The 18,039-nt window shown below is 70.6% G+C and carries 16 protein-coding genes; 9 read left to right on the plus strand and 7 right to left on the minus strand.

What is annotated here, in order from left to right; translation table 11 throughout:
* Positions 1-6 precede the first annotated feature (6 nt).
* Positions 7-1,350 carry a helix-turn-helix domain-containing protein gene (locus tag ACWCRB_RS14325; RefSeq protein WP_450996311.1) on the minus strand — a complete coding sequence of 448 codons (1,344 nt, stop codon included), beginning with the start codon at positions 1,348-1,350 and terminating at the stop codon, positions 7-9.
* Positions 1,351-1,479: 129 nt separating this feature from the next.
* Between ACWCRB_RS14325 and ACWCRB_RS14330 the strand changes: the two genes are divergently transcribed.
* Positions 1,480-1,644 (plus strand): hypothetical protein, encoded by a 165-nt coding sequence (locus tag ACWCRB_RS14330; protein WP_450996312.1) that lies wholly within the window; start codon positions 1,480-1,482, stop codon positions 1,642-1,644.
* Positions 1,645-1,756: 112 nt separating this feature from the next.
* A complete protein-coding gene (locus ACWCRB_RS14335; protein ID WP_450996313.1) occupies positions 1,757-2,662 on the plus strand; it encodes a hypothetical protein in 906 nt (301 codons plus the stop codon).
* A gap of 93 nt (positions 2,663-2,755) precedes the next feature.
* On the opposite strand, the gene ACWCRB_RS14340 is transcribed toward ACWCRB_RS14335, so the two are convergent.
* Together ACWCRB_RS14340 and ACWCRB_RS14345 are read right to left on the minus strand one after the other, a co-directional pair.
* On the minus strand, positions 2,756-2,995 hold the full coding sequence (locus tag ACWCRB_RS14340; RefSeq protein ID WP_450996314.1) for a hypothetical protein: 240 nt from the start codon (positions 2,993-2,995) through the stop codon (positions 2,756-2,758).
* A gap of 78 nt (positions 2,996-3,073) precedes the next feature.
* A complete protein-coding gene (locus tag ACWCRB_RS14345; RefSeq protein ID WP_450996315.1) occupies positions 3,074-4,594 on the minus strand; it encodes an NCS1 family nucleobase:cation symporter-1 in 1,521 nt (506 codons plus the stop codon).
* A gap of 259 nt (positions 4,595-4,853) precedes the next feature.
* Between ACWCRB_RS14345 and ACWCRB_RS14350 the strand changes: the two genes are divergently transcribed.
* From ACWCRB_RS14350 to helR, 3 genes are all read left to right on the plus strand, one after another.
* On the plus strand, positions 4,854-5,099 hold the full coding sequence (locus ACWCRB_RS14350; RefSeq protein ID WP_450996316.1) for a hypothetical protein: 246 nt from the start codon (positions 4,854-4,856) through the stop codon (positions 5,097-5,099).
* Positions 5,100-5,250: 151 nt separating this feature from the next.
* Entirely contained in the window at positions 5,251-6,483 is a 1,233-nt protein-coding gene (locus ACWCRB_RS14355; RefSeq protein ID WP_450996317.1) for a glycosyltransferase, read from the plus strand.
* A gap of 4 nt (positions 6,484-6,487) precedes the next feature.
* Positions 6,488-8,695, plus strand: coding sequence for an RNA polymerase recycling motor ATPase HelR (gene helR, locus ACWCRB_RS14360; RefSeq protein WP_450996318.1), 2,208 nt, complete (start codon positions 6,488-6,490; stop codon positions 8,693-8,695).
* Here helR and ACWCRB_RS14365 read toward each other — a convergent pair.
* Together ACWCRB_RS14365 and ACWCRB_RS14370 are read right to left on the minus strand one after the other, a co-directional pair.
* Positions 8,679-8,942: a DUF397 domain-containing protein gene (locus tag ACWCRB_RS14365; RefSeq protein WP_450996319.1), complete on the minus strand. Its 264-nt coding sequence runs from the start codon at positions 8,940-8,942 to the stop codon at positions 8,679-8,681. The two genes, helR and ACWCRB_RS14365, sit on opposite strands and share 17 nt — an antisense overlap.
* On the minus strand, positions 8,902-9,750 hold the full coding sequence (locus ACWCRB_RS14370; RefSeq protein ID WP_450996320.1) for a helix-turn-helix domain-containing protein: 849 nt from the start codon (positions 9,748-9,750) through the stop codon (positions 8,902-8,904). The genes ACWCRB_RS14365 and ACWCRB_RS14370 overlap by 41 nt, the downstream gene beginning before the upstream one ends.
* A 119-nt stretch (positions 9,751-9,869) precedes the next feature.
* Here ACWCRB_RS14370 and ACWCRB_RS14375 point away from each other — a divergent pair, with 119 nt between their 5' ends.
* Positions 9,870-10,250: an ATP-binding protein gene (locus ACWCRB_RS14375; protein ID WP_450996321.1), complete on the plus strand. Its 381-nt coding sequence runs from the start codon at positions 9,870-9,872 to the stop codon at positions 10,248-10,250.
* Positions 10,251-10,307: 57 nt separating this feature from the next.
* The gene (locus ACWCRB_RS14380) at positions 10,308-10,619 is read left to right on the plus strand and encodes a DUF6401 family natural product biosynthesis protein (protein WP_450996322.1); all 312 of its coding nucleotides are present in this window, start codon (positions 10,308-10,310) and stop codon (positions 10,617-10,619) included.
* A 4-nt stretch (positions 10,620-10,623) separates the two neighbouring features.
* On the opposite strand, the gene ACWCRB_RS14385 is transcribed toward ACWCRB_RS14380, so the two are convergent.
* Entirely contained in the window at positions 10,624-11,838 is a 1,215-nt protein-coding gene (locus ACWCRB_RS14385) for a helix-turn-helix domain-containing protein (protein ID WP_450996323.1), read from the minus strand.
* 178 nt (positions 11,839-12,016) lie between these two features.
* On the opposite strand from ACWCRB_RS14385, the gene ACWCRB_RS14390 reads away from it, so the two are divergent.
* Positions 12,017-12,601: a hypothetical protein gene (locus tag ACWCRB_RS14390; RefSeq protein WP_450996324.1), complete on the plus strand. Its 585-nt coding sequence runs from the start codon at positions 12,017-12,019 to the stop codon at positions 12,599-12,601.
* 110 nt (positions 12,602-12,711) lie between these two features.
* Positions 12,712-13,908 carry a glycoside hydrolase family 64 protein gene (locus ACWCRB_RS14395; RefSeq protein WP_450996325.1) on the plus strand — a complete coding sequence of 399 codons (1,197 nt, stop codon included), beginning with the start codon at positions 12,712-12,714 and terminating at the stop codon, positions 13,906-13,908.
* Here ACWCRB_RS14395 and ACWCRB_RS14400 read toward each other — a convergent pair.
* Positions 13,901-17,902, minus strand: coding sequence for an nSTAND1 domain-containing NTPase (locus ACWCRB_RS14400; protein WP_450996326.1), 4,002 nt, complete (start codon positions 17,900-17,902; stop codon positions 13,901-13,903). The two genes, ACWCRB_RS14395 and ACWCRB_RS14400, sit on opposite strands and share 8 nt — an antisense overlap.
* Positions 17,903-18,039: the final 137 nt, after the last annotated feature.

The raw sequence follows: 18,039 nt of genomic DNA on the forward strand, positions 1-18,039 counted from the left end.
CCTTCGTCAAAGAGGAGGCTGTGCGGGCGCGGGCCCGAGGGTGGTCGTCCCGGGGGCCGTACGGTGGCCCAGCCCCGTCCGATAGGCGTCCAGCGCGGCCTCGACGCGTCCCGTCCGGCGCAGCAGATCGCCGAGCAGCCGGCACAGGTCGGCCAGGTCACCGGCGGCACCGGCCCGCTCCAGCACGCTCAGGGCGCGTACGTAGTGCTCCTCCGCCGTCTCGGTGTCCCGGGCGTCCTCGGCGATGATGCCGAGGAGCCGGTGGGCGGCGGCCGAGTGCATGGCGCCGCGCTCCGACGAGAAGTCCCCGAGTACGTCGTGCAGCAGCGCCGCCGCCTCCTCGGACTTGCCACGCCGGTGCAGTACGTCGGCCAGCTCGACCGCGACCTGGCTGCTGTAGAGGGCGGCACGCTTGGCGGAGAGCATGGCCTGCGCCTCCCGCAACTCCCCCTCCGCACGGGCGAGTTCGCCCTGCTGGGCGTACAAATACCCGCGCATCCAGTGGCAGTTGGCCAGCTCGGTACGGATCTGGAGCTGCCGGTACAGCTCGGAGGCCTTCGCGAGCGAGGCGTCGGCCTCCGCGTACCGTCCCTCGGCGAGCATCGTCCGGGCGACCTGCCGGTGCATGCGGGCGATCAGCGCGGGGTCGCTCACCTGCGGGGCGAGTGCGAGGGCGAGTTCGGCGGCCTGGGCGGCCCGGGCGTGGGCGCCCATGTCCATGTAGGGGGCGATGGAGCTGGCGTACAGCGGCAGCAGCGCATCGGGATCGTGCAGCCCGCTGCGGTTCAACTCGTCGATCGTGGACTCGAGAAGGTATACGGAATAACGGAGTTCACCGGCGAGATAGTGAGCGACGGCCCGCCCCCGTAGAGCAGGCACGCGCCCCGTGAGCGGCCCGTCGGCCAGACACCTTTCCGCCAGCTCGAAGTGCTCCTGGGCGGCGGCGAGATCACCGGTCTCCACCCCGCACTCGCCGAGCCCGAGCAGCGCGGCGGCCTCTTCGGGGAGGAGCCCGAGCCGCGCGGCCTCCTCCCTCAACTCGCCGTACTGCTTGGCCGCCGCCTCGGTCTCGCCGGTGGCGAGGGTGCGCTGGGCGTCGGTGAGCCGGAGCCGAACATCCGTGGCCAGATGGGCCGGACGCCCGGTCACCAGCTCCTCGTACGCCACCCCGAGCCGCTCGGCGATGTGCCGCAGCGCCTCGTCGGAGGCCCGTACGCGGCCCGCCTCCAGCGTGGAGATGTACGCGGGGGTGTAGGCGGGCTCCGCCAACTGCCTCTGCGTCAGCCCCTGCTCGATACGCAGCCGCTGCACCCTGCGCCCGATGACTTCCGGGTCGTCGCGCTCCGCCATCGCCCAACTCCCCTGCGCCTACTTGCCGTTGAGGTCCGTCAAGCTCTACGTTAAGCCACGGATTAAACGCGCTTAATACATCGCTGTTATCGCTGTTGTTGCTGTCGTCGCTGTTGTTGCGAGGTTGCCGTGCTCTCACACACCAGAGCGATCTGCGCGGCGATCGTCGCCGCCGCCACACTCATCATCGCAGCGAACGCGGGGCCGGCGCGGGCGGCGGAGCCGCAGCGGCCCCCGGAGGCTGCGCCGTCCGCGCCCGCCGAGTCCGACTTCGCGCTCCACCACTTGGGGTAATCGTCGCTGGGCCGCGCTCACCATGATCAATAGCCTGAGGTCCGGCGCGTGCTCTCGCGTCTGTCGGACGGAGAAGGCGAGCGCCCCGGTGAGACTCCCGATGTTGCAGCGTATGGCCTGGCTGACCGCGGCGACCGCGCTGCTGACGATGCCCGGCACGGCTCCGGCCGATGCGGACGTCGTATGGCAGCAGGTCGGCGGTGACGCCCGCAGCGGGGTCAGCGGCCTCGCCTACGAGGGCCGCACCGGAGACGGCACCGGGGTGAACGTGCTCGCCGTGCACGACAACAAGGGGTCCGGGCAGAAGCGGCTGTCCCGGATCACCCACTGGGACGGCGCCGACGGCATCTCCCCGATCACCTGGTCCGGGGCGGAGCCCGTCGACCTGGAGGCCATCGAGGCCATCCCCGGGGCGCCGGGCGAGTACCTGGCGCTGACCGGCCGCGGGGTCGTCTTCCGCCTGAAGGTCGACGGCCCCACGGCGACGGTCGTCGACTACACGCCGCTGCCCACGATCGGCGAGGGCGACGACTTCGAGAGCTTCGCGATCGTCGCCCAGAACGGAAAACTCGCGGCCCTGTGGGCGGACCGGGGAGCGGGCGCGGCCCGCCCCGCAACGCTCTACGCGGCACCCTTGACCTTCGCCCCCTGGGGCCAGCCCCTGTTCGGCACGGTGACCCGCCGCCCCTACCAGGCGCCGTACCCGACCGCCACATCCACACGCCACATCTCCGACATCTCGGTGACCCCCTCCGGCCGCATCCTCACGAGTTCGGCATCGGACGCCGGCGACAACGGCCCGTTCGACTCGGCGGTGAGCGACACGGGCCGGGTGACGGTATCGGCGGCGGGCCGGGTACGGATCACCCTCGGGGCGTCCCCGACGGTGCTCGGAACCTTCCCCGGCTACAAGATCGAGGCGGTGGAGTGCCTCCCCGACTCCACGGACACCCTCCTGGGCACCGACGACGAGAACCTCGGCGGGTTCGTACGGACGGTGTCGTACTGCGGGAGCTGATCCCGGCGGTGTGGGCAGTGTGGGCGGTGTGGGCGGTGTGACATGAGGCCGGTCTCCAGGCCCCGGTCAGGGTCGTGGAGACCGAGCCGCCCCTCAGAACTCCGCCGTGACCAGCTCGAACCCCAAGGGCGCGGGCAAGGGCACGGTCAGGCCCAGTCTGTGCTTGAGGCTCTTGGCGTAGTCGTCGCCCGACGGCTCGGAGTACACCAGGACCTCGCCCTCCTCCCGGTCGATCAGGAGGTGGACGGGGATGCCAGCACGCCAGCCTTCGGGGGCCGCCGCGCTGAACAGCTCGAAGGCCTGCACGATGCCCGACCCCGCCGCCATCACCATGGCACAGGCCTCCTTCGCCCTCGTTCAGCGCGACTGTCCCAGAGTTGAGCGACGGGTCGGATACGGAATTCGGAACAGTCACTCGGACGAGCGCGAACCCGTCAGCGGGCTCTTCCCCCCGCTCACCCCGAAGTAGATCGCCCCCGCGACCAGCACCCCGATGAACCAGGAGTACGGCCCGAGTGCCGCCCCGTACCCGGACGGGCCGTACGTCGGGAGGATGCTGGAGAAGACAGCCCCCACTGCCGCCGCCGCGAAGGCGCGTATGTTCCAGCCGCCCTGGAAGCGGAACTCGCCGTCCTCCTTGTAGAGGTCGGGGACGTTCAGCTGGGCCTTGCGGAGGAGGTAGTAGTCGACGACGACCACGCCGAAGATCGGGCCCATCGTCGAGCCGATGGCGTTGACGAAGCTCGGGGCGTTGTCCCAGGGGTGGAGGGGGTAGAGGAGGAGGGCGATGACCGCCGCGATCAGGCCGCCTCGCTTGAAACTGATGTGCTTCGGGGCCACGTTGGCGAAGTCGAAGGCCGGGCTCACGAAGTTGGCGACGACGTTGATGCCGAGCGTTGCCACCGCGAAGGTCAGGGCGGCCAGGAGGACCAGGAACGCGCTGTCGAACTTGGCGGAGATCGCGGCCGGTTCGAGGATTACCTCGCCATACACCTTGCTGGCAGAGGCCGTTGTCAGCGCCGCCACCAGGGAGAACAGGATCAGGTTCACCGGCAGGCCCCAGACGTTGCCCTTCTTGAGGGTCTTCTCGTCCGGGGTGAAGCGGGCGAAGTCGCCGAAGTTCAGGAACAGCGCGGCGAAGTACGTCACCCAGGTCGCCGCGATGGCCGCTATCGCGGCGAACGAACCCGGCGTCACGTCCAGACCCGTCGCGCTCTTCGCCAGCGCGGCCAGGTCCTTGGCCGGCATGTCGATGGAGAGGGAGAGGGTGCCCGCCTTCACCGAGAGGGCCACCGCCAGCACCAGCATCATCAGCCAGACCGCCGGGCCCGCGAAGTCCTGGAACCGGCGGACCGTCTCCATCCCCTTGCTGATGATGAGGAGTTGGGCCGCCCAGACGGCCAGGTAGCAGATCACTTCCAGGCCGCTGTGGTCGAAGAGGCGGGTCGTCTCGTGCAGGTCCTTCGGGCCGTCGTAGCGGATCAGGAAGGCCACGATCGCGCCCGCCGCCGCGCTGGTCTGGGCGCCGTACCAGAAGGTGGCGACCACGGCCCGTACGAGTGCGGGGACGTTGGCGCCGAAGGTGCCGAACGAAGCGCGGGCGAGGACGGGATACGGGACGCCCGTCTTCACGCCCGCCTTTCCGATCAGCGTCATCAGGTAGTAGATGATCAGCGATCCGACACCGATGCCGATCAGGAACTTGAAGGTGTTACCGGCGACCAGGAACAGGCTCGCGGCGAGGAAGTAGCCGTACAGGCTGTGTACGTCCGAGGTCCACACGTTGAAGATGCTGAACGCGCCCCACTTGCGCTCGGTGGCCGGGGCGAGGTCCTCGTTGTAGAGCCGGGGGGAGTAGCCCTCGGGGAGCGGCGTCGAGGTTGGCACGGACTTGGTGTCCGTGCCCTCCGCGTCTCTGTCCGTGTCCGTCATCGCGTTCTCTTCCTGCGCGGGTCGCCACGATGGCGCCGGATGGCGTAAAGAGAACGGGCAGGGTGTTTCTCCCAAATGCCGCAGACGTAACCGACCCGTCAACGGAAGTTCTTTTCCGTTGAACGAAACGGGGCCGTGTCGATCAGCGCCTGGTCGTCGTACCCTGCTACATCGCCACGGGGATGCGATCAAGAAGAGGTTGGGCCGGGAACGCCATGGCTGAAGAAGACGAGAAGCGGCAGAACATGAAGTGCAGAACATGAAGTGGCGAAGGGCGCGCACGGGCTGGCACGAGGTCCCGCTCGCATTCGTGGCCTTCATGCTTCTGGGCAGCGCGGTCCTGAGGTTCGTGTTCGCGCTGTTCGTGCTCGGCTTCGGGTTCTCCGTCGAGAAGCTGGTGGATGCCCTGCTCGATCTGGTCGGGGGTGTGGTCATCTCCTGCGGGCTGCTTTGGATCTTCGCCCGCTTCAGATCGAGAAGGAGGAAAAGGAGCGCGCAGGGCTGAGCGGCCCGGGCCGGAAACAACAAAGGCAAGGAGTTCTGAACTCCTTGCCGTACTCAAGGTATAGCGCACAGGGGGGCTTGCGGCAAGGCCCCCGTTGTCCCGCAGAATCTCCGGTCTAGGCCGTGGAACTGCGGAAACGGGGAGTCTCGAAGTGCGTGTATTGCTGTCCACCTATGGGTCGCGCGGGGATGTCCAGCCGATGGCCGCGCTCGCCGTCGCGCTGCGGGGACTCGGTGCCGAGGTGCGGGTGTGTGCGCCGTCGGACGAGGAGTTCGCGAAGTTGCTGGCCGGGGTCGGGGTGGAGTTCGTGCCGGCCGCCGATCCGGTGCGTGCGGTGGTGACCGGGGGCGCTCCGATGACACCGGAGGGGCTGCCCCAGCGGGCCGCCGCCTTGACCGTCGCCCAGTACGAGGCGGTCCTGGCGGGAGCTGAGGGGTGTGATGCCGTCGTCGCCACCGGGCTCGTTCCTGCCGTGGCCGCGGCCCGGTCCGTGGCCGAGAAGCTCGGCGTTCCCTTCTCCTACGTGGCCTACTTTCCGACCATGCTGCCGTCCCTCCACCACAGGCCGCACGCGCTGCCCGGGCGGCCGTTCCCGCCCGACGAGACCGACAACCGGGTGCTCTGGGAGATCAACTCCGAGAACTTCGGCCTTCTTTACGGGCCCGGTATCAACTCCCATCGGCAGGCGGTCGGGCAGGCCGTCGTGGACGACATCGTCCGGCATGTCTTCACCGAGCGGCCGTTGCTCGCCGCCGACCCGGTCCTCGCCCCCTGGCCACAGCAGGAAACGGGGCCCTCCGATCTCGACGTCGTGCAGACCGGTGCCTGGATGCTGCCCGACGAACGGCCCCTGTCCGGCGACCTGTTGGCGTTCCTCGCCGGCGGTGAGCCGCCCGTTTACGTCGGGTTCGGCAGCATGCCCATGCGGGAGTCGGCCGACGTCGGCCAGGTCGCCGTCGAGGCCGTGCGTGCGCAGGGGCGGCGGGTGCTCCTCGGGCGCGGGTGGGCCGACCTGGGGCTCGTCGACGAGCAGGACGACTGTTTCGTCGTCGGCGACGTCAACCACCAGGCCCTGTTCCCCCGTACGGCCGCCGTCGTGCACCACGGCGGCGCCGGTACGACGACCACGGCCGCGCGGGCCGGTGCGCCCCAGGTGATCGTGCCGCAGCTCGTGGACCAGCCCTACTGGGGCGCCCGGGTCGCCGAGTTGGGCATCGGGGCGGTGCACGACGGTCCGACGCCGACCTTCGAGTCCCTCTCCGCCGCGCTCACCATCGCCCTCGCCCCCGAGACCCGCGAACGGGCCACCGCCGTGGCCCCCACCGTCCGTACCGACGGCGCGAACGTCGCCGCGAAGCTGCTGCTCGACTCGGATCGGAGCTGATCCAGTGACACCTCTGACCGCCGCCACCAGTGCTTTCGACCTTCCCGAGCGGCTCTCGGCCAAGGCCGACCCGAAGCTGATCTCCCGCGACGAGCAGCACTTCGCCGCCATCGCGGAGTGTCTGGAACAGACGATCGCCGAGCTGTCCGACCGGCTCGACGCCACACGCAGGGCGCCCGGCGGTACCGGGCGCGAGGCCATGGACCGGGACACCGAAATCCACCAACTCACCGGTCGGCTGCGCGCCCTGCGCCGCTTCGGGCTCGACCTCTGCCTCGGGAACATGGTCGGCGCGGACGATCCCGAGCAGCCCGTGTACGTCGGACGGCTCGGCCTCACCGACAGCAGCGGGCGTCGGCTGCTGCTCGACTGGCGTTCGCCCGCCGCCGAGCCGTTCTTCGGGGCCACCCACGGCAACCCGATGGGGCTGGCGAGCCGGCGCCGGTACCGCTGGACCGACGGCCGGATCAGCGACTACTGGGACGAGGTGTTCGCAGCGGGCGAGTTCGACGAACACTCCGCCGCCCTCGACGACCAGTCCGCCTTCATCGCCAGTCTGGGCAGCAACCGGTCGCCGCGTATGCGTGACGTGCTCGGCACCATCCAGGCCGACCAGGACGCCATCATCCGCGCGGGTTCGCGGGGCGCGCTCGTCGTCGACGGCGGGCCGGGCACCGGCAAGACGGTCGTCGCGCTGCACCGTTCCGCCTACCTCCTCTACGCCGACCCGCGTCTCGGTCATCAACGCCGTGGCGGCGGCGTGCTGTTCGTCGGTCCGCACCGGCCGTACCTCGCGTACGTCGCCGACGTCCTCCCCAGCCTCGGCGAGGAGGGCGTGCAGACCTGCACCCTGCGGGACCTCGTGGACGAGGGTGCGTCGGCGGCGGTCGAGGCCGACCCGGACGTGGCCCGGCTGAAGTCGTCCGTCGACCTGGTGAAGGCGATCGAGAAGGCCGTCCGCTTCTACGAGGAGCCACCGACCCGGGGAATCACGGTCACGACCCCCTGGTCCGAGGTCCGGCTGACCGCCGGCGACTGGGCCGTCGCCTTCGAATCCGCCCCCGGCGTGCCCCACAACGAGGCCCGCGACCAGGTCTGGGAGGAACTGCTGACGATCCTCGCCGAGAAGCACGAGGAGGCCGACCCGGACAACGACCTCGGCGTCTCGCCCGCCCAGCTGCGCAAGTCCCTTGCGGGGGACGGTGAGTTGGTCAGCACCTTCAACCGCGCCTGGCCGCTCCTCGAAGCGACCGACGTGGTCGGAGACCTGTGGTCCGTCCCCGCCTATCTGCGGATGTGCGCGCCCTGGCTCAGCCCTGCGGACGTACGGACACTCCAGCGCGCGGACGCCCACGCCTGGACGGTGTCCGACCTGCCGTACCTCGACGCGGCCCGGCAGCGGCTCGGTGACCCGGAGGCGGCCCGGCGGAAGCGCAGGCACGACACCGTCCTCGCCGCCCAGCGCGAGCGTATGGACCAGGTCGTCGACAACCTCATCGACGCGGCGTCCGCCTCCGGCGCCGACGGAGACGAAGGGGTGGGTCTGGTGCGGATGCTGCGCGGCCAGGATGCCAAGGTCAGCCTGGTCGACGAGTCCGAACTGCTCACCGCCGACCCGGACCTGCTCGCCGGTCCGTTCGCGCACATCGTCGTGGACGAGGCCCAGGAACTGACCGACGCGGAGTGGCAGATGCTGCTTCTCCGGTGCCCGTCGAGGAGTTTCACGATCGTCGGGGACCGCGCGCAGGCCCGGCACGGGTTCACGGAGTCGTGGGAAGAGCGGCTCGAACGGGTCGGTCTTGACCGCGTCACCATGGCTTCGCTGAGCATCAACTACCGGACGCCTGAAGAGATCATGGCCGAGGCCGAGCCGGTCATCCGGGCCGCCCTCCCCGACGCCAACGTCCCTACGTCCATCCGCAGCGGCGGTGTCCCTGTCGTCCACGGTCCGGTGTCCGACCTGGACGGCGTCCTCGACACCTGGCTCGCCTCGCACGCGGACGGCATCGCGTGCGTCATCGGTGACCCCGGGTACGAAGCGACATCCCGGGTGCGGTCACTCACCCCGGAGCTGTCCAAGGGGCTCGAATTCGACCTGGTGGTCGTCATCGACCCGGAGTCGTTCGGCGAGGGGATCGAGGGAGCGGTGGATCGCTACGTCGCGATGACTCGGGCGACGCAGCAACTCGTCGTCCTCACCGGGTCCAGCTGACCAACGCGGCGAAGGCCTCCGGCGTGAGCGTGAGAGCGCCCAGGTCGGGGGCCTTTGAGTCGCGGACGGCGATGTGGGGGGTGAGGGGGGCGACTTCGACGCAGTCGCCTCCGGTGTTGCCGCTGTACGAGGACTTACGCCAAGCGGCGGTGCCGAGGGGGGCGCACTCGACACACTCGCCGCCCGTGTCGCCGCTGTACGACGACTTACGCCACCGCGCTGCCGACAGGTCCTGCCTGGTGCCCATAACGCTCCTCCATCACCCGAGCGATCAACTCGGCCGAAGCCTCCACGGAGAGGGCAGCGGCCTGCAAATGATCGTATCGGAGGAAGCCTTCCCTGAGTGCGTCCGGATTGGCGGTCATGTGCCCCTGGACGAAGTCCTCGGTGTAGACGATGTTCGGGTCGTCGTCGAAGCGCATGAGAGTGAACGAGCCCATCAACCCGGGGTGTTGACCGGCCGCGAAGGGCAGCACCTGAACCTGGGTCCAGCCGTCCGAAGGCAGTTCCAACAGGCGGGAGAGTTGGTTTCGCATGATCTCCCGGCTGCCGATCTGCCGGTGCAGTACCGCCTCGTCCAACACCACCCACGCCACCGGCGGTTGCTCTCGCTCCAGGATCCGTTGCCGCTCCATCCGAGCGGCCACCTGTGCGTCGAGGTCCGCATGGTTCCGTACGCCGAGCACCGCCCGCGCGTACTCCGGGGTCTGCAGAAGGCCGTACACCAACTGAGCCTGATACGTGGAGATGAAGGTCGCACGCGCCTCCATCTCCGCATACGCCTGGAACCAGTGCGGGAGTTGGCTGCGCAGCACCAGCCCCACCAGCCGCGAGAACATCCCGTCCGCTCCCAGCGCCGCGTCCACGCGCTCGGCGAACTCCCGGGTCGGGACCTTCGTCGCGGTCTCGACCTGGCCGATCAGGGAACCCGTACAGAAGATGCAGCCGCCCAACTGCCCCTGAGTCAGGCCTGCTTCCTCTCTCTTCCTCCTCAGCTCGAAGCCGAAGTAGTCCAGCGGAGAGGCACTGGGGTCGAGTTCGCGGATGTTGGGCACAGCGGGCCACCTCCAAGCTGACGCTTCGCGTCGTTGGATTCACGATGTAGCCCAGCGTAACCACGGCACTCCATTCTGGTGACGTGAATGACGAAAGCCCACTTGGGTCGAGGTACGGCATGAACTTCGCCCTCGGTGACCACTCGGCCCGGCACCTGCGGTGCATCCTGCGGACGTACCTCAACGTCTGGGGCATGCCCGGCCTCGCCGACTCCGCCACCCTCGCCCTGACCGAGCTGGTCTCCAACGTCGTACGGCATGTTCCCGACCGGCGTGCCACCGTACTGATCCTGCGGCGGACCAACGGAGTCCTCGTCGAGGTCACCGACACGGAACCGCGGGGTCCGGAGTTTTCCACAGCTGTGGATGAAGAACGCGGGCGCGGACTCCTGATCGTCGAGGCCGTCACCGACCGGTGGGGCTGGTACAGCCTGCCCACGCATCCCACACGTACCGGGAAGACCGTCTGGTTCGAGTGCGAGAGCAAGGAGCCGGTGTGATGGAAACCATGACATACCCCCCTCCTTCTGCCCCCTCCTCCCGCATACCGTGGAGCGATGTCCCCCTTGGCCAAGATCAGCAGCGCGTTCGCGCCCCGTTTCGCGGAGTTCGTGTTCGAGCCTGCCTTCACGGCCGCCGTGGACCAGCACGTCGCGGAGATACGGGAGCGACTGCAAGCCAATCACCCCGGGCTCGTCCCCCGGCAGCCGCACCGCGAAGACCTCGCCGACTACGCCCTCGGATTCCTCGACGCCCTCGACGAACTCGACTGGCGCGAACCCGTCGGCCACGACTACGCGGTGTGCCGCCTCACCGCTATCAGCTGGCTGGTCGAGCGGCACGACCTCCTCGCCGCGCCCACCGAATGACGACCTAGGGCCTTTCGTACGGGACCCAGGCCCGCTCGCCCGCGTCGTTCGTGCCGTACCAGTAGTGCGGCATTCCCTTGACGCTGGTCGTGTGGAACGGGCGGCCGTGGTCGTCGATGCGGATCGTGCCGGTGCGGCCCTGGGACGACCAGTCGAGTTCGAGGTACCAGCGGGCGTCGTACGCCTGTGTCGTCGCGTCGACCAGCAGCACCTCCGGGTCCTCGGCTGAGACGCGGTACGGGAAGCGCACGGCCGGGATGGTCTGTTCCCTGTCGGTGCCGTCCTTCGGGTGGGCGACGGGGCGGTCGGCATCCAGGTTCACGGTGAAGCGGCGGGGCGTGAGATCACCGCCGCAGCCCTGGTCCATGGCGTACGCGGTCCCGGTGGCCGGGGTGCCGCGGCTGACGACACGGACGTGGAGTGCCTCCAGGACCACGGCCGTGGACGACTTCCCCTGCACCGACACCTGCACCGTCGTATGGCGCCCGTGCACCGCACCCTGCGTCGCCGCCCACACCCCGGCGTCCTGCTCCACCGGCGGCGGAGGCACTCGTACGGGCGGCTGGTCGATGACGTAGTCGTGGCCGCAGCCCTTGTCCCAGACCAGGGAGTCGGTGGTCCAGGCGAGGGGCAGGCCGGTGGCCGGCTTCGCGGCCGGGGCGGGATCCGCCTCCTGCCGGGGGCCGGGAGAGGAGGGGTCGTCCGACAGGACAGACGTATATGCGCTGCTCAGAGTGGCCAGCAGCGCGCAGGCGACAGCGACGGACGTCAGGAATCGTCGGCGGCGGTACCAGGGCCGGGGAGCGGGAGAGGGTGTGGGTGTGGGGGCGGGTGCGGGTGCGGGGGCGTCCGGTTCCGATTCCAATTCCGGTGCCGGTTCCGGTGCCGGTTCCGGCGCCGCCACTTCCGCCGCCTTCTCCTCCGCCGCCGACCCCGCCGCACCCACCCGCTGCCGAGCCGCCACCGCCGACAACCACAGCCGGTGCAGTTCGAGCCGTTCCTCCGGGGTCGCCCCGCTGAAGGCCGCGAGGCGCTCCACGGGGGCGAAGTCCTGCGGCACCGCCTCGCCCGCGCAGTACCGGTGCAGCGTGGAGGTGTTCATGTGGAGGCGGCGGGCCAGGGAGCCGTAACTCCGGTCCGTGCGGTCCTTCAGGCCGCGCAGGAGCGCCGCGAACTCCTCGACCTCATCGACCTCATCGACGTCGTCCCGAATCGACACCGTTCCTCCGTCGTCCGCCCGCGTTCCCGTATCCCAGGCACTCATGTCCCTGCACGTCAGACGGGCCGGGATGGTTCCACCGTCGGCGGCCGTTGTGCCCGGCTCCGGCGACCGCCAATGCTCTTGGTGTCGCACCGAACGACATGGCGCAGTGGCACATGAGAAAAGGAATACGCACATGGACAGCGTGAACGACATGAACAAGAAGTCCCCCGCACACCCCGCACGCCCCGCCCACCCCGCACACCGTCGTCCGGGCCGCCGCCTCGCGGCCGTCGCCGTCGGCCTCGCCCTGGCTGTCGGACTCGGTGTGTCGACGCAGATGTCGGCGCAGGCGTCCGTCCCCGCCTCCGCGAAGGTGTCCACAAAGGCGGCCGCCACCGCGCAGAAGCCGATCAGCGGCACAACCGGCCAAGTGGTGACCCGGGTCGCCGACTTCTACGGCGCGTACGTCGACGCGAAGGGCGACTACACGGACCCGGATGCCGCGCTGGCCACGGCGCTCCGCAAGCACTACCTGACGCCCGACTTCGCCAAGCGGCTGGCGGCCTGGGAGAAGAAGAACGGGGTGGACGGCGTCCTGCGGGCCCAGAACGTGCCGGTGCGGTGGACGGTGGCCGACAACGGGAGCATGGGTCACAGTCACGAGGTCGTCGTCACCTTGACCTTCGGCAGCGGGACAACGACGCAGAAGATCAAGCTCTTCGTGCTGGTGGAGCGGTACAACCACATCTCCGGCATCGAGACCACGAGCGCTCGCTGACCCATCTTGGTCTAGACCTTGACGTGTCCCGTTCACGAGAGCAATCTGAGAGCGCTCTCAAGCACGCGCAGCAAACACAGCACGCATGCGAGGACACGAGGAGGACGAACTTGTTTGCCACTCGGAAGGTGCTGGTGCCCCTGGTCGCCGCAGCGGCCGTCGCCACGGGACTCACGGCCGCCGGGCCCGTGACCCGCGCGGCGGCCGCGGTGCCCACGACCATCCCGCTCGACTTCAAGAACAACTCCGGGCGCGGCGACCAGATCTACGTCTACAACATCGGGACCCTGCTCTCGACCGGACAGCAGGGCTGGGCCGACGCCAACGGGACGTTCCACGCCTGGCCCGTCGGCGGCAACCCGCCGACCCCCGCGCCCGACGCGTCGATCGCCGGTCCGGCCAACGGGCAGACGATGACGCTCCGGATGCCGAAGTTCTCCGGGCGGGTCTACTTCTCCTACGGCCAGAAGCTGGTCTTCAAGCTGACCACCGGCGGTCTCGTGCAGCCCGCCGTGCAGAATCCCTCCGACCCGAACGCGAACATCCTCTTCAACTGGACCGAGTACACGCTGAACGACGCCGGCCTGTGGCTCAACAGCACGCAGGTCGACATGTTCTCGGCCCCGTACGCGGTCGGCGTCAAGAACACCTCCGGTGCCGTCAAGAACACCGGTCATCTGAAAGCGGGCGGTTACGCCGGGGTCTTCAACGCCCTGCGGGCGCAGCCCGGCGGCTGGGCGGGCCTCGTCAAGACCCGCTCCGACGGGACGATCCTGCGCGCCCTCTCCCCGGGCCACGGCATCGAGGCGGGCGCCCTCCCCGGCACCGTCATGGACGACTACATCAACCGGGTGTGGACGAAGTACGCCACGTCCACGCTGACGGTGACGCCCTTCGCGGACCAGCCCGCCACCAAGTACTACGGCAGGGTCTCCGGCAACGTCATGAACTTCACCAACGGTTCCGGCGCGGTCGTCACCACCTTCCAGAAGCCCGACGCCGACAGCGTCTTCGGCTGCCACAAGCTCCTGGACGCCCCGAACGACCAGGTGCGCGGCCCGATCTCCCGCACCCTGTGCGCCGGCTACAACCGCTCCACGCTCCTGACCAACTCCAGCCAGCCCGACACGAGTTCGGCCGGCTTCTACCAGGACTCGGTGACCAACCACTACGCCCGGACGATCCACGCGCAGATGGCCGACGGCAAGGCATACGCCTTCGCCTTCGACGATGTCGGCGCCCACGAGTCGCTGGTCAACGACAGCAACCCGCAGACGGCGTACATCACGCTCGACCCGTTCAGCTGACGCAGACCTTCCGGTACGGCACCTCCGGCACGTACGTCTCCCACTGCTCCCGCGAGAGATCGGCGCCGGCGCCCGCCCGGGCGCACACCCGGGTGGCCGCCCGGTCCGCGTCCACGACGTACCGCTGGAGCGGGACATGGGCGCTCCCCGCGTACAGCGTGCCGCTGTCGGCGCCGAAGGCGAGGGAGTCGATCTGCTCGCCGGGTGTGGTGAGCGGGCCGCCCAGGGGCTGTTGGGTGGCGATGTCCCAGAGCTGGAGTGTGCCGGTGCTGCCGCCGACGGCGAGGGTCGCGCCGTCGGGGCTGACCGCCAGCGCGCTGACCGACTCCGGTTCCTCGCCGAGGGGAGCGGGGAAGACGTTGCGCAGGATGCCCGTACGGTGGCTCAACTCGCCGTCCCACAGGGCCACTCGGCCGGTCTGGTCGCCCGCCGCGAGGCGTGAACCGTCGGCGGCGAAGGCGAGGGCGCCGATCTGCTCGCCCTGGACCAGCTCCTCGCCGGTGACCTTGCCGGTGACGTTGCCGGTGACCTTGCCGGTGACGTTGCCGCCGGTCTTCGTCGCGGGCAGGCGGGCGGTTCGGTTGTCGCCGACGAGGAGGCGGCCGTCGGGGCGGACGGCCAGGTGGGTGCTGGTCAGGCCGGGGATCACCGTCGGTCGAGGACCCGTCACGGTCGTCCACGCCTCGTTCGTCGGCTCGCCCAGTACCGGGAGGCGGGTCGCGTACAGGGTGTCGCCCGCTGGGCCCAGGGCCAGGGCGACCACCGGGGCGGCGGACTCGCCGGTCGCCAGGTCCAGGGTTGCGCGGGCTCGGGCGTGGGTGGTGTCCCAGACGGTGAAGCGTTGCGGGGCCGCATTCCTGCCGGGGGCCGAGACGCCGTACGAGAGTGTCTTGCCGTCGGGGCTGAAGGCGAGGAGGGCCACCATGTGCTCCGGGATCACCGGGTCGGCGGGGTCGGTCGACACCGGCCGGGGCGGGGCCGGGAGAGTGCTCAGGAGGTGGCCGTCGGAGGTGGCTCGGAGTTCGAAACGGTAGCGGTCGCCGACGAGTTCGGCGGTGGCGTACGTGCGGGCGTCCGGGCTCATCCGTACGGCCGTCAGCGGGTGCTCGCGCCAGGAGGGGGTGACCGCCGGGCCCAGTTCCAGGCAGTGGACGGCGCCGCCTTCGAGGTAGCGCAGGATGTTCGGGTGGGCGGGGTCCCAGGAAAGTCCGTACAGGTGCTGGTTGTTGAGGGGGTGCCGGAACACGGGGGCCGCCGGGTCGGACAGCCGCCACACCCGGATCTCCTCGCCGTCGGCGGTCGCGAGGAAAGTGCCGTCCTTCGTGAACACGGCCCGTTCCGCGCCCGGTTCGGCGATGTCGGCGACCTCGCGGGCCGACTCGGTGTCCCAGACCTTCGCGCCGGACTTCGAGAGCGCGGCGAGGCGGTCGCCGCCGGCGCCGCCGAACACCAGGGCCGTCTGTTCCTCCTCGCCGCACAGGCCCTGGGCCCGCTCCCACGGGCCGGGGCGGACGCGGTGGCGGGCGGTGTCCCAGACCTGCGGGGAGCCGTCGGCGGGGCAGACGGCGACCAGGCGGCCGTCGGTGCTCACGGCCGGGGTGACCAGGCCCGGCGCCCGCCCCTCGTACAGCACGTCTCCGTCGGTCAGGGACCGCAGGCGTACCCGGTCGTCGTCGATGTCGCTCACGAGGTAGCCGCCCGTGGTGATGTCGGCGTCGGAGGTGAAGGGGAGGGGGCGCGGGTCGCCGGTCCAGCGGTCGGTGGCCGTGTCCCACAGGCGGATGCCGTCGTCCCCGGCGATCGCGAGGACCCGGGCGTCGGGGCCGGCCGCGAGGACCTGCCCGGCCGGGAGCCGTCCGGAGGCGGTGCGGCGACCCTTGAGCACGTTCCAGGTACGCCAGGTGCGGCCGTCGACGCTGAGCAGCGTCCGGCCGGAGTCGGCGAGGAAGCGTGCGGGGCCGTTGCCCGGGGCGGGGTCGGTGAAGATGGCGTGTTCCGCCTGGGCGAGGGAGCCGAGCAGGGCGCGGCGGGCCTCGGGCAGCGGGGAGACGCGCCAGGCGGCGACGCCCAGCAGCATCGCGGTGTGCGGGTCGGTCGTCCGCATCGCGTCGGCGACCTCGGCGATCCGGCGGGCGGCGGTGTCGGTGCGGTGCCTCTCGTTGTCCTCGTGCTGCGTCCAGGCGGCGAGTCCGATGAGCGTCGCCACGGCCAGTACGGCGGACAGCGCGCCGACGAGGGTGCGGGAGCGGCGAGCGGTGACCGTCGCCGCCCGGCGCTCGGCCTCGCGGGCTTCGAGGGCAGCGGTGAGGAACTCCCGTTCCGGGGCGGTCAGTTCAGGGGCGCTGGTAGTGAGCGCTTCGGTTGGCGGGTTGTTCGTTCGCCGCGGGGCGGTGGGGGCTGGTCGCGCAGTTCCCCGCGCCCCTGGCGGGGCGCTGGCGCGCGCCCGCCATCCCCGAGGTCGCCATCCCCGGGGCCGGTCAGAGGCTCCCCCGCCACCGCTCCCGGCCCTCCCGGCCGCCCCAGCTGCCCCGGCTCCCCCGGACGCCCTGGACGCCCCGGACACCCCGAACAACTCCTCCGCGCGGACCAGGCGGCTCCCCCGGTACAACGCACCCGGATCACGGTCGTGCTCCAGCCACGCACGCGCCGCCTCCGCGAGCCGCCGGTGGTGGCGGATGCGCTCGCGGTCCTCCTCTATCCAGCCACGTAGCCTCGGCCAGGAGGTCATCAGTGCCTCGTGGGCGAGCTGGATGTCGTCCTCGTCGACGGTGACGAGGCGGTTGCGGGCCAGCTGCTCCACTACGGCCGGGACGTCCCGGTCGGCCCATTCGGCGAGTTCGGCGCGGGTGAGGGGGCGCCGGGTGTCGGCGGTGCCCCGGCCCGGCTCGATCAGGCCGAGGAGCAGCCGGCGGGCGGTGCGTGCCTGGGGCGGGGACAGGTGTCCGTACACCTGTTCGGCCGTCGCGGCGATCGCGCCGCTCACCCCGCCCGTGGCCTCGTACGCGCTGAGGGTGAGGAGCCGGCTGCGCCGCCGACGCCAGGTTTCGAGGAGGGCGTGGGAGAGCATCGGCAGCGCGCCCGGCTGGTCGAGGACCTCGTCCACGATCCGCGCGGTCAACTCCCGCTCGACGAGGAGTCCGGCGGCCTGTGCAGGGCCGACGACCGCCTCCCGCAGCTCGTCCGCCGTCATGGGGCCGACCAGCAGGCCCGCCCCGTACAGCGCGTCCGCGAGGTCGCGGTGTTCGGCGCAGCGGGGGTAGAAGTCGGCGCGTACTGCGATGAGGACCTTGAGCCTGCTCCTCGGGTCGCGGGCCGCCAGCAGCAGGTCGATGAACCGGTTCCGCTCCGCGCGGTCCCGGCACAGGGTGAAGACCTCCTCGAACTGGTCGACCACCACCCAGCTCTCCGGCTCCCCCTCGGCGGGGACCAGCAGATGCCCGTACGTCTGTGCGGGTCTGGCCCCGGGCATGAGCACCCGCAGCACGGCCGGGCAGCCGAGGTCGGCGATCTCCTCCCGCAGCCGAGGGATCAGCCCGGCCCGCAGCAGCGACGACTTCCCGCTCCCCGACGCCCCGAACACCACCGCGAACCGGTGCGAGCACACCAGCTCCTTCAGCTCGTCCACCAGCCGGTCCCGGCCGAAGAACAGCGCGCGGTCGTCCGGTTCGAAACGGGCGAGCCCCCGGTACGGCGGCGCCGCGTCCTCCGTCTCCGCGCGCAGGGCGCCCGCGGCCTCCGCGTCGGCGTCCTTCCACCGGGTCTCCCACTCACCCGGGTCGCCGCCGCACACCCGTACGTACCCCTGGACCACGGGGAGTGACGGCAAGCGCTTCCCCGCCGCCGCGTCGGACAACGTCGTCGCGGAGAAGCCCGCCGCCTCGGCCATCGTCCGGTACGACGGGCCGCCGGCCGCCTTGCGCAGTTCCCGCAGCTCATGAGCGAGCCGCTGCACGGGACCCGCCTCGGGGTCCACGGGTCTCTCGGGACGCCCCACGGGTCCACCCACTTTCGTCCACTTCGTTCACGCCGACGCAGCGGATGGCAACCGCTTTCGGGGCGGTCAACCTACGTTCGGTACGGATGCGGCGTAAACACTGTGTGGCCGAGGTGTGGCGCGGATGACAGCCATGG

Source organism: Streptomyces sp. NPDC002156 (genome assembly GCF_053593675.1).

What these genes read in the sequence shown, in the direction of transcription:
- ACWCRB_RS14380 (WP_450996322.1), top strand. Translation starts at nt 10,308, where the DNA reads ATGTCCCCCTTGGCCAAGATCAGCAGCGCGTTCGCGCCCCGTTTCGCG.
- ACWCRB_RS14365 (WP_450996319.1), bottom strand. Translation starts at nt 8,942, where the DNA reads ATGGGCACCAGGCAGGACCTGTCGGCAGCGCGGTGGCGTAAGTCGTCG.
- ACWCRB_RS14335 (WP_450996313.1), top strand. Translation starts at nt 1,757, where the DNA reads ATGGCCTGGCTGACCGCGGCGACCGCGCTGCTGACGATGCCCGGCACG.
- ACWCRB_RS14345 (WP_450996315.1), bottom strand. Translation starts at nt 4,594, where the DNA reads ATGACGGACACGGACAGAGACGCGGAGGGCACGGACACCAAGTCCGTG.
- ACWCRB_RS14350 (WP_450996316.1), top strand. Translation starts at nt 4,854, where the DNA reads ATGAAGTGGCGAAGGGCGCGCACGGGCTGGCACGAGGTCCCGCTCGCA.
- ACWCRB_RS14390 (WP_450996324.1), top strand. Translation starts at nt 12,017, where the DNA reads ATGGACAGCGTGAACGACATGAACAAGAAGTCCCCCGCACACCCCGCA.
- ACWCRB_RS14325 (WP_450996311.1), bottom strand. Translation starts at nt 1,350, where the DNA reads ATGGCGGAGCGCGACGACCCGGAAGTCATCGGGCGCAGGGTGCAGCGG.
- ACWCRB_RS14340 (WP_450996314.1), bottom strand. Translation starts at nt 2,995, where the DNA reads ATGGTGATGGCGGCGGGGTCGGGCATCGTGCAGGCCTTCGAGCTGTTC.
- ACWCRB_RS14375 (WP_450996321.1), top strand. Translation starts at nt 9,870, where the DNA reads ATGAACTTCGCCCTCGGTGACCACTCGGCCCGGCACCTGCGGTGCATC.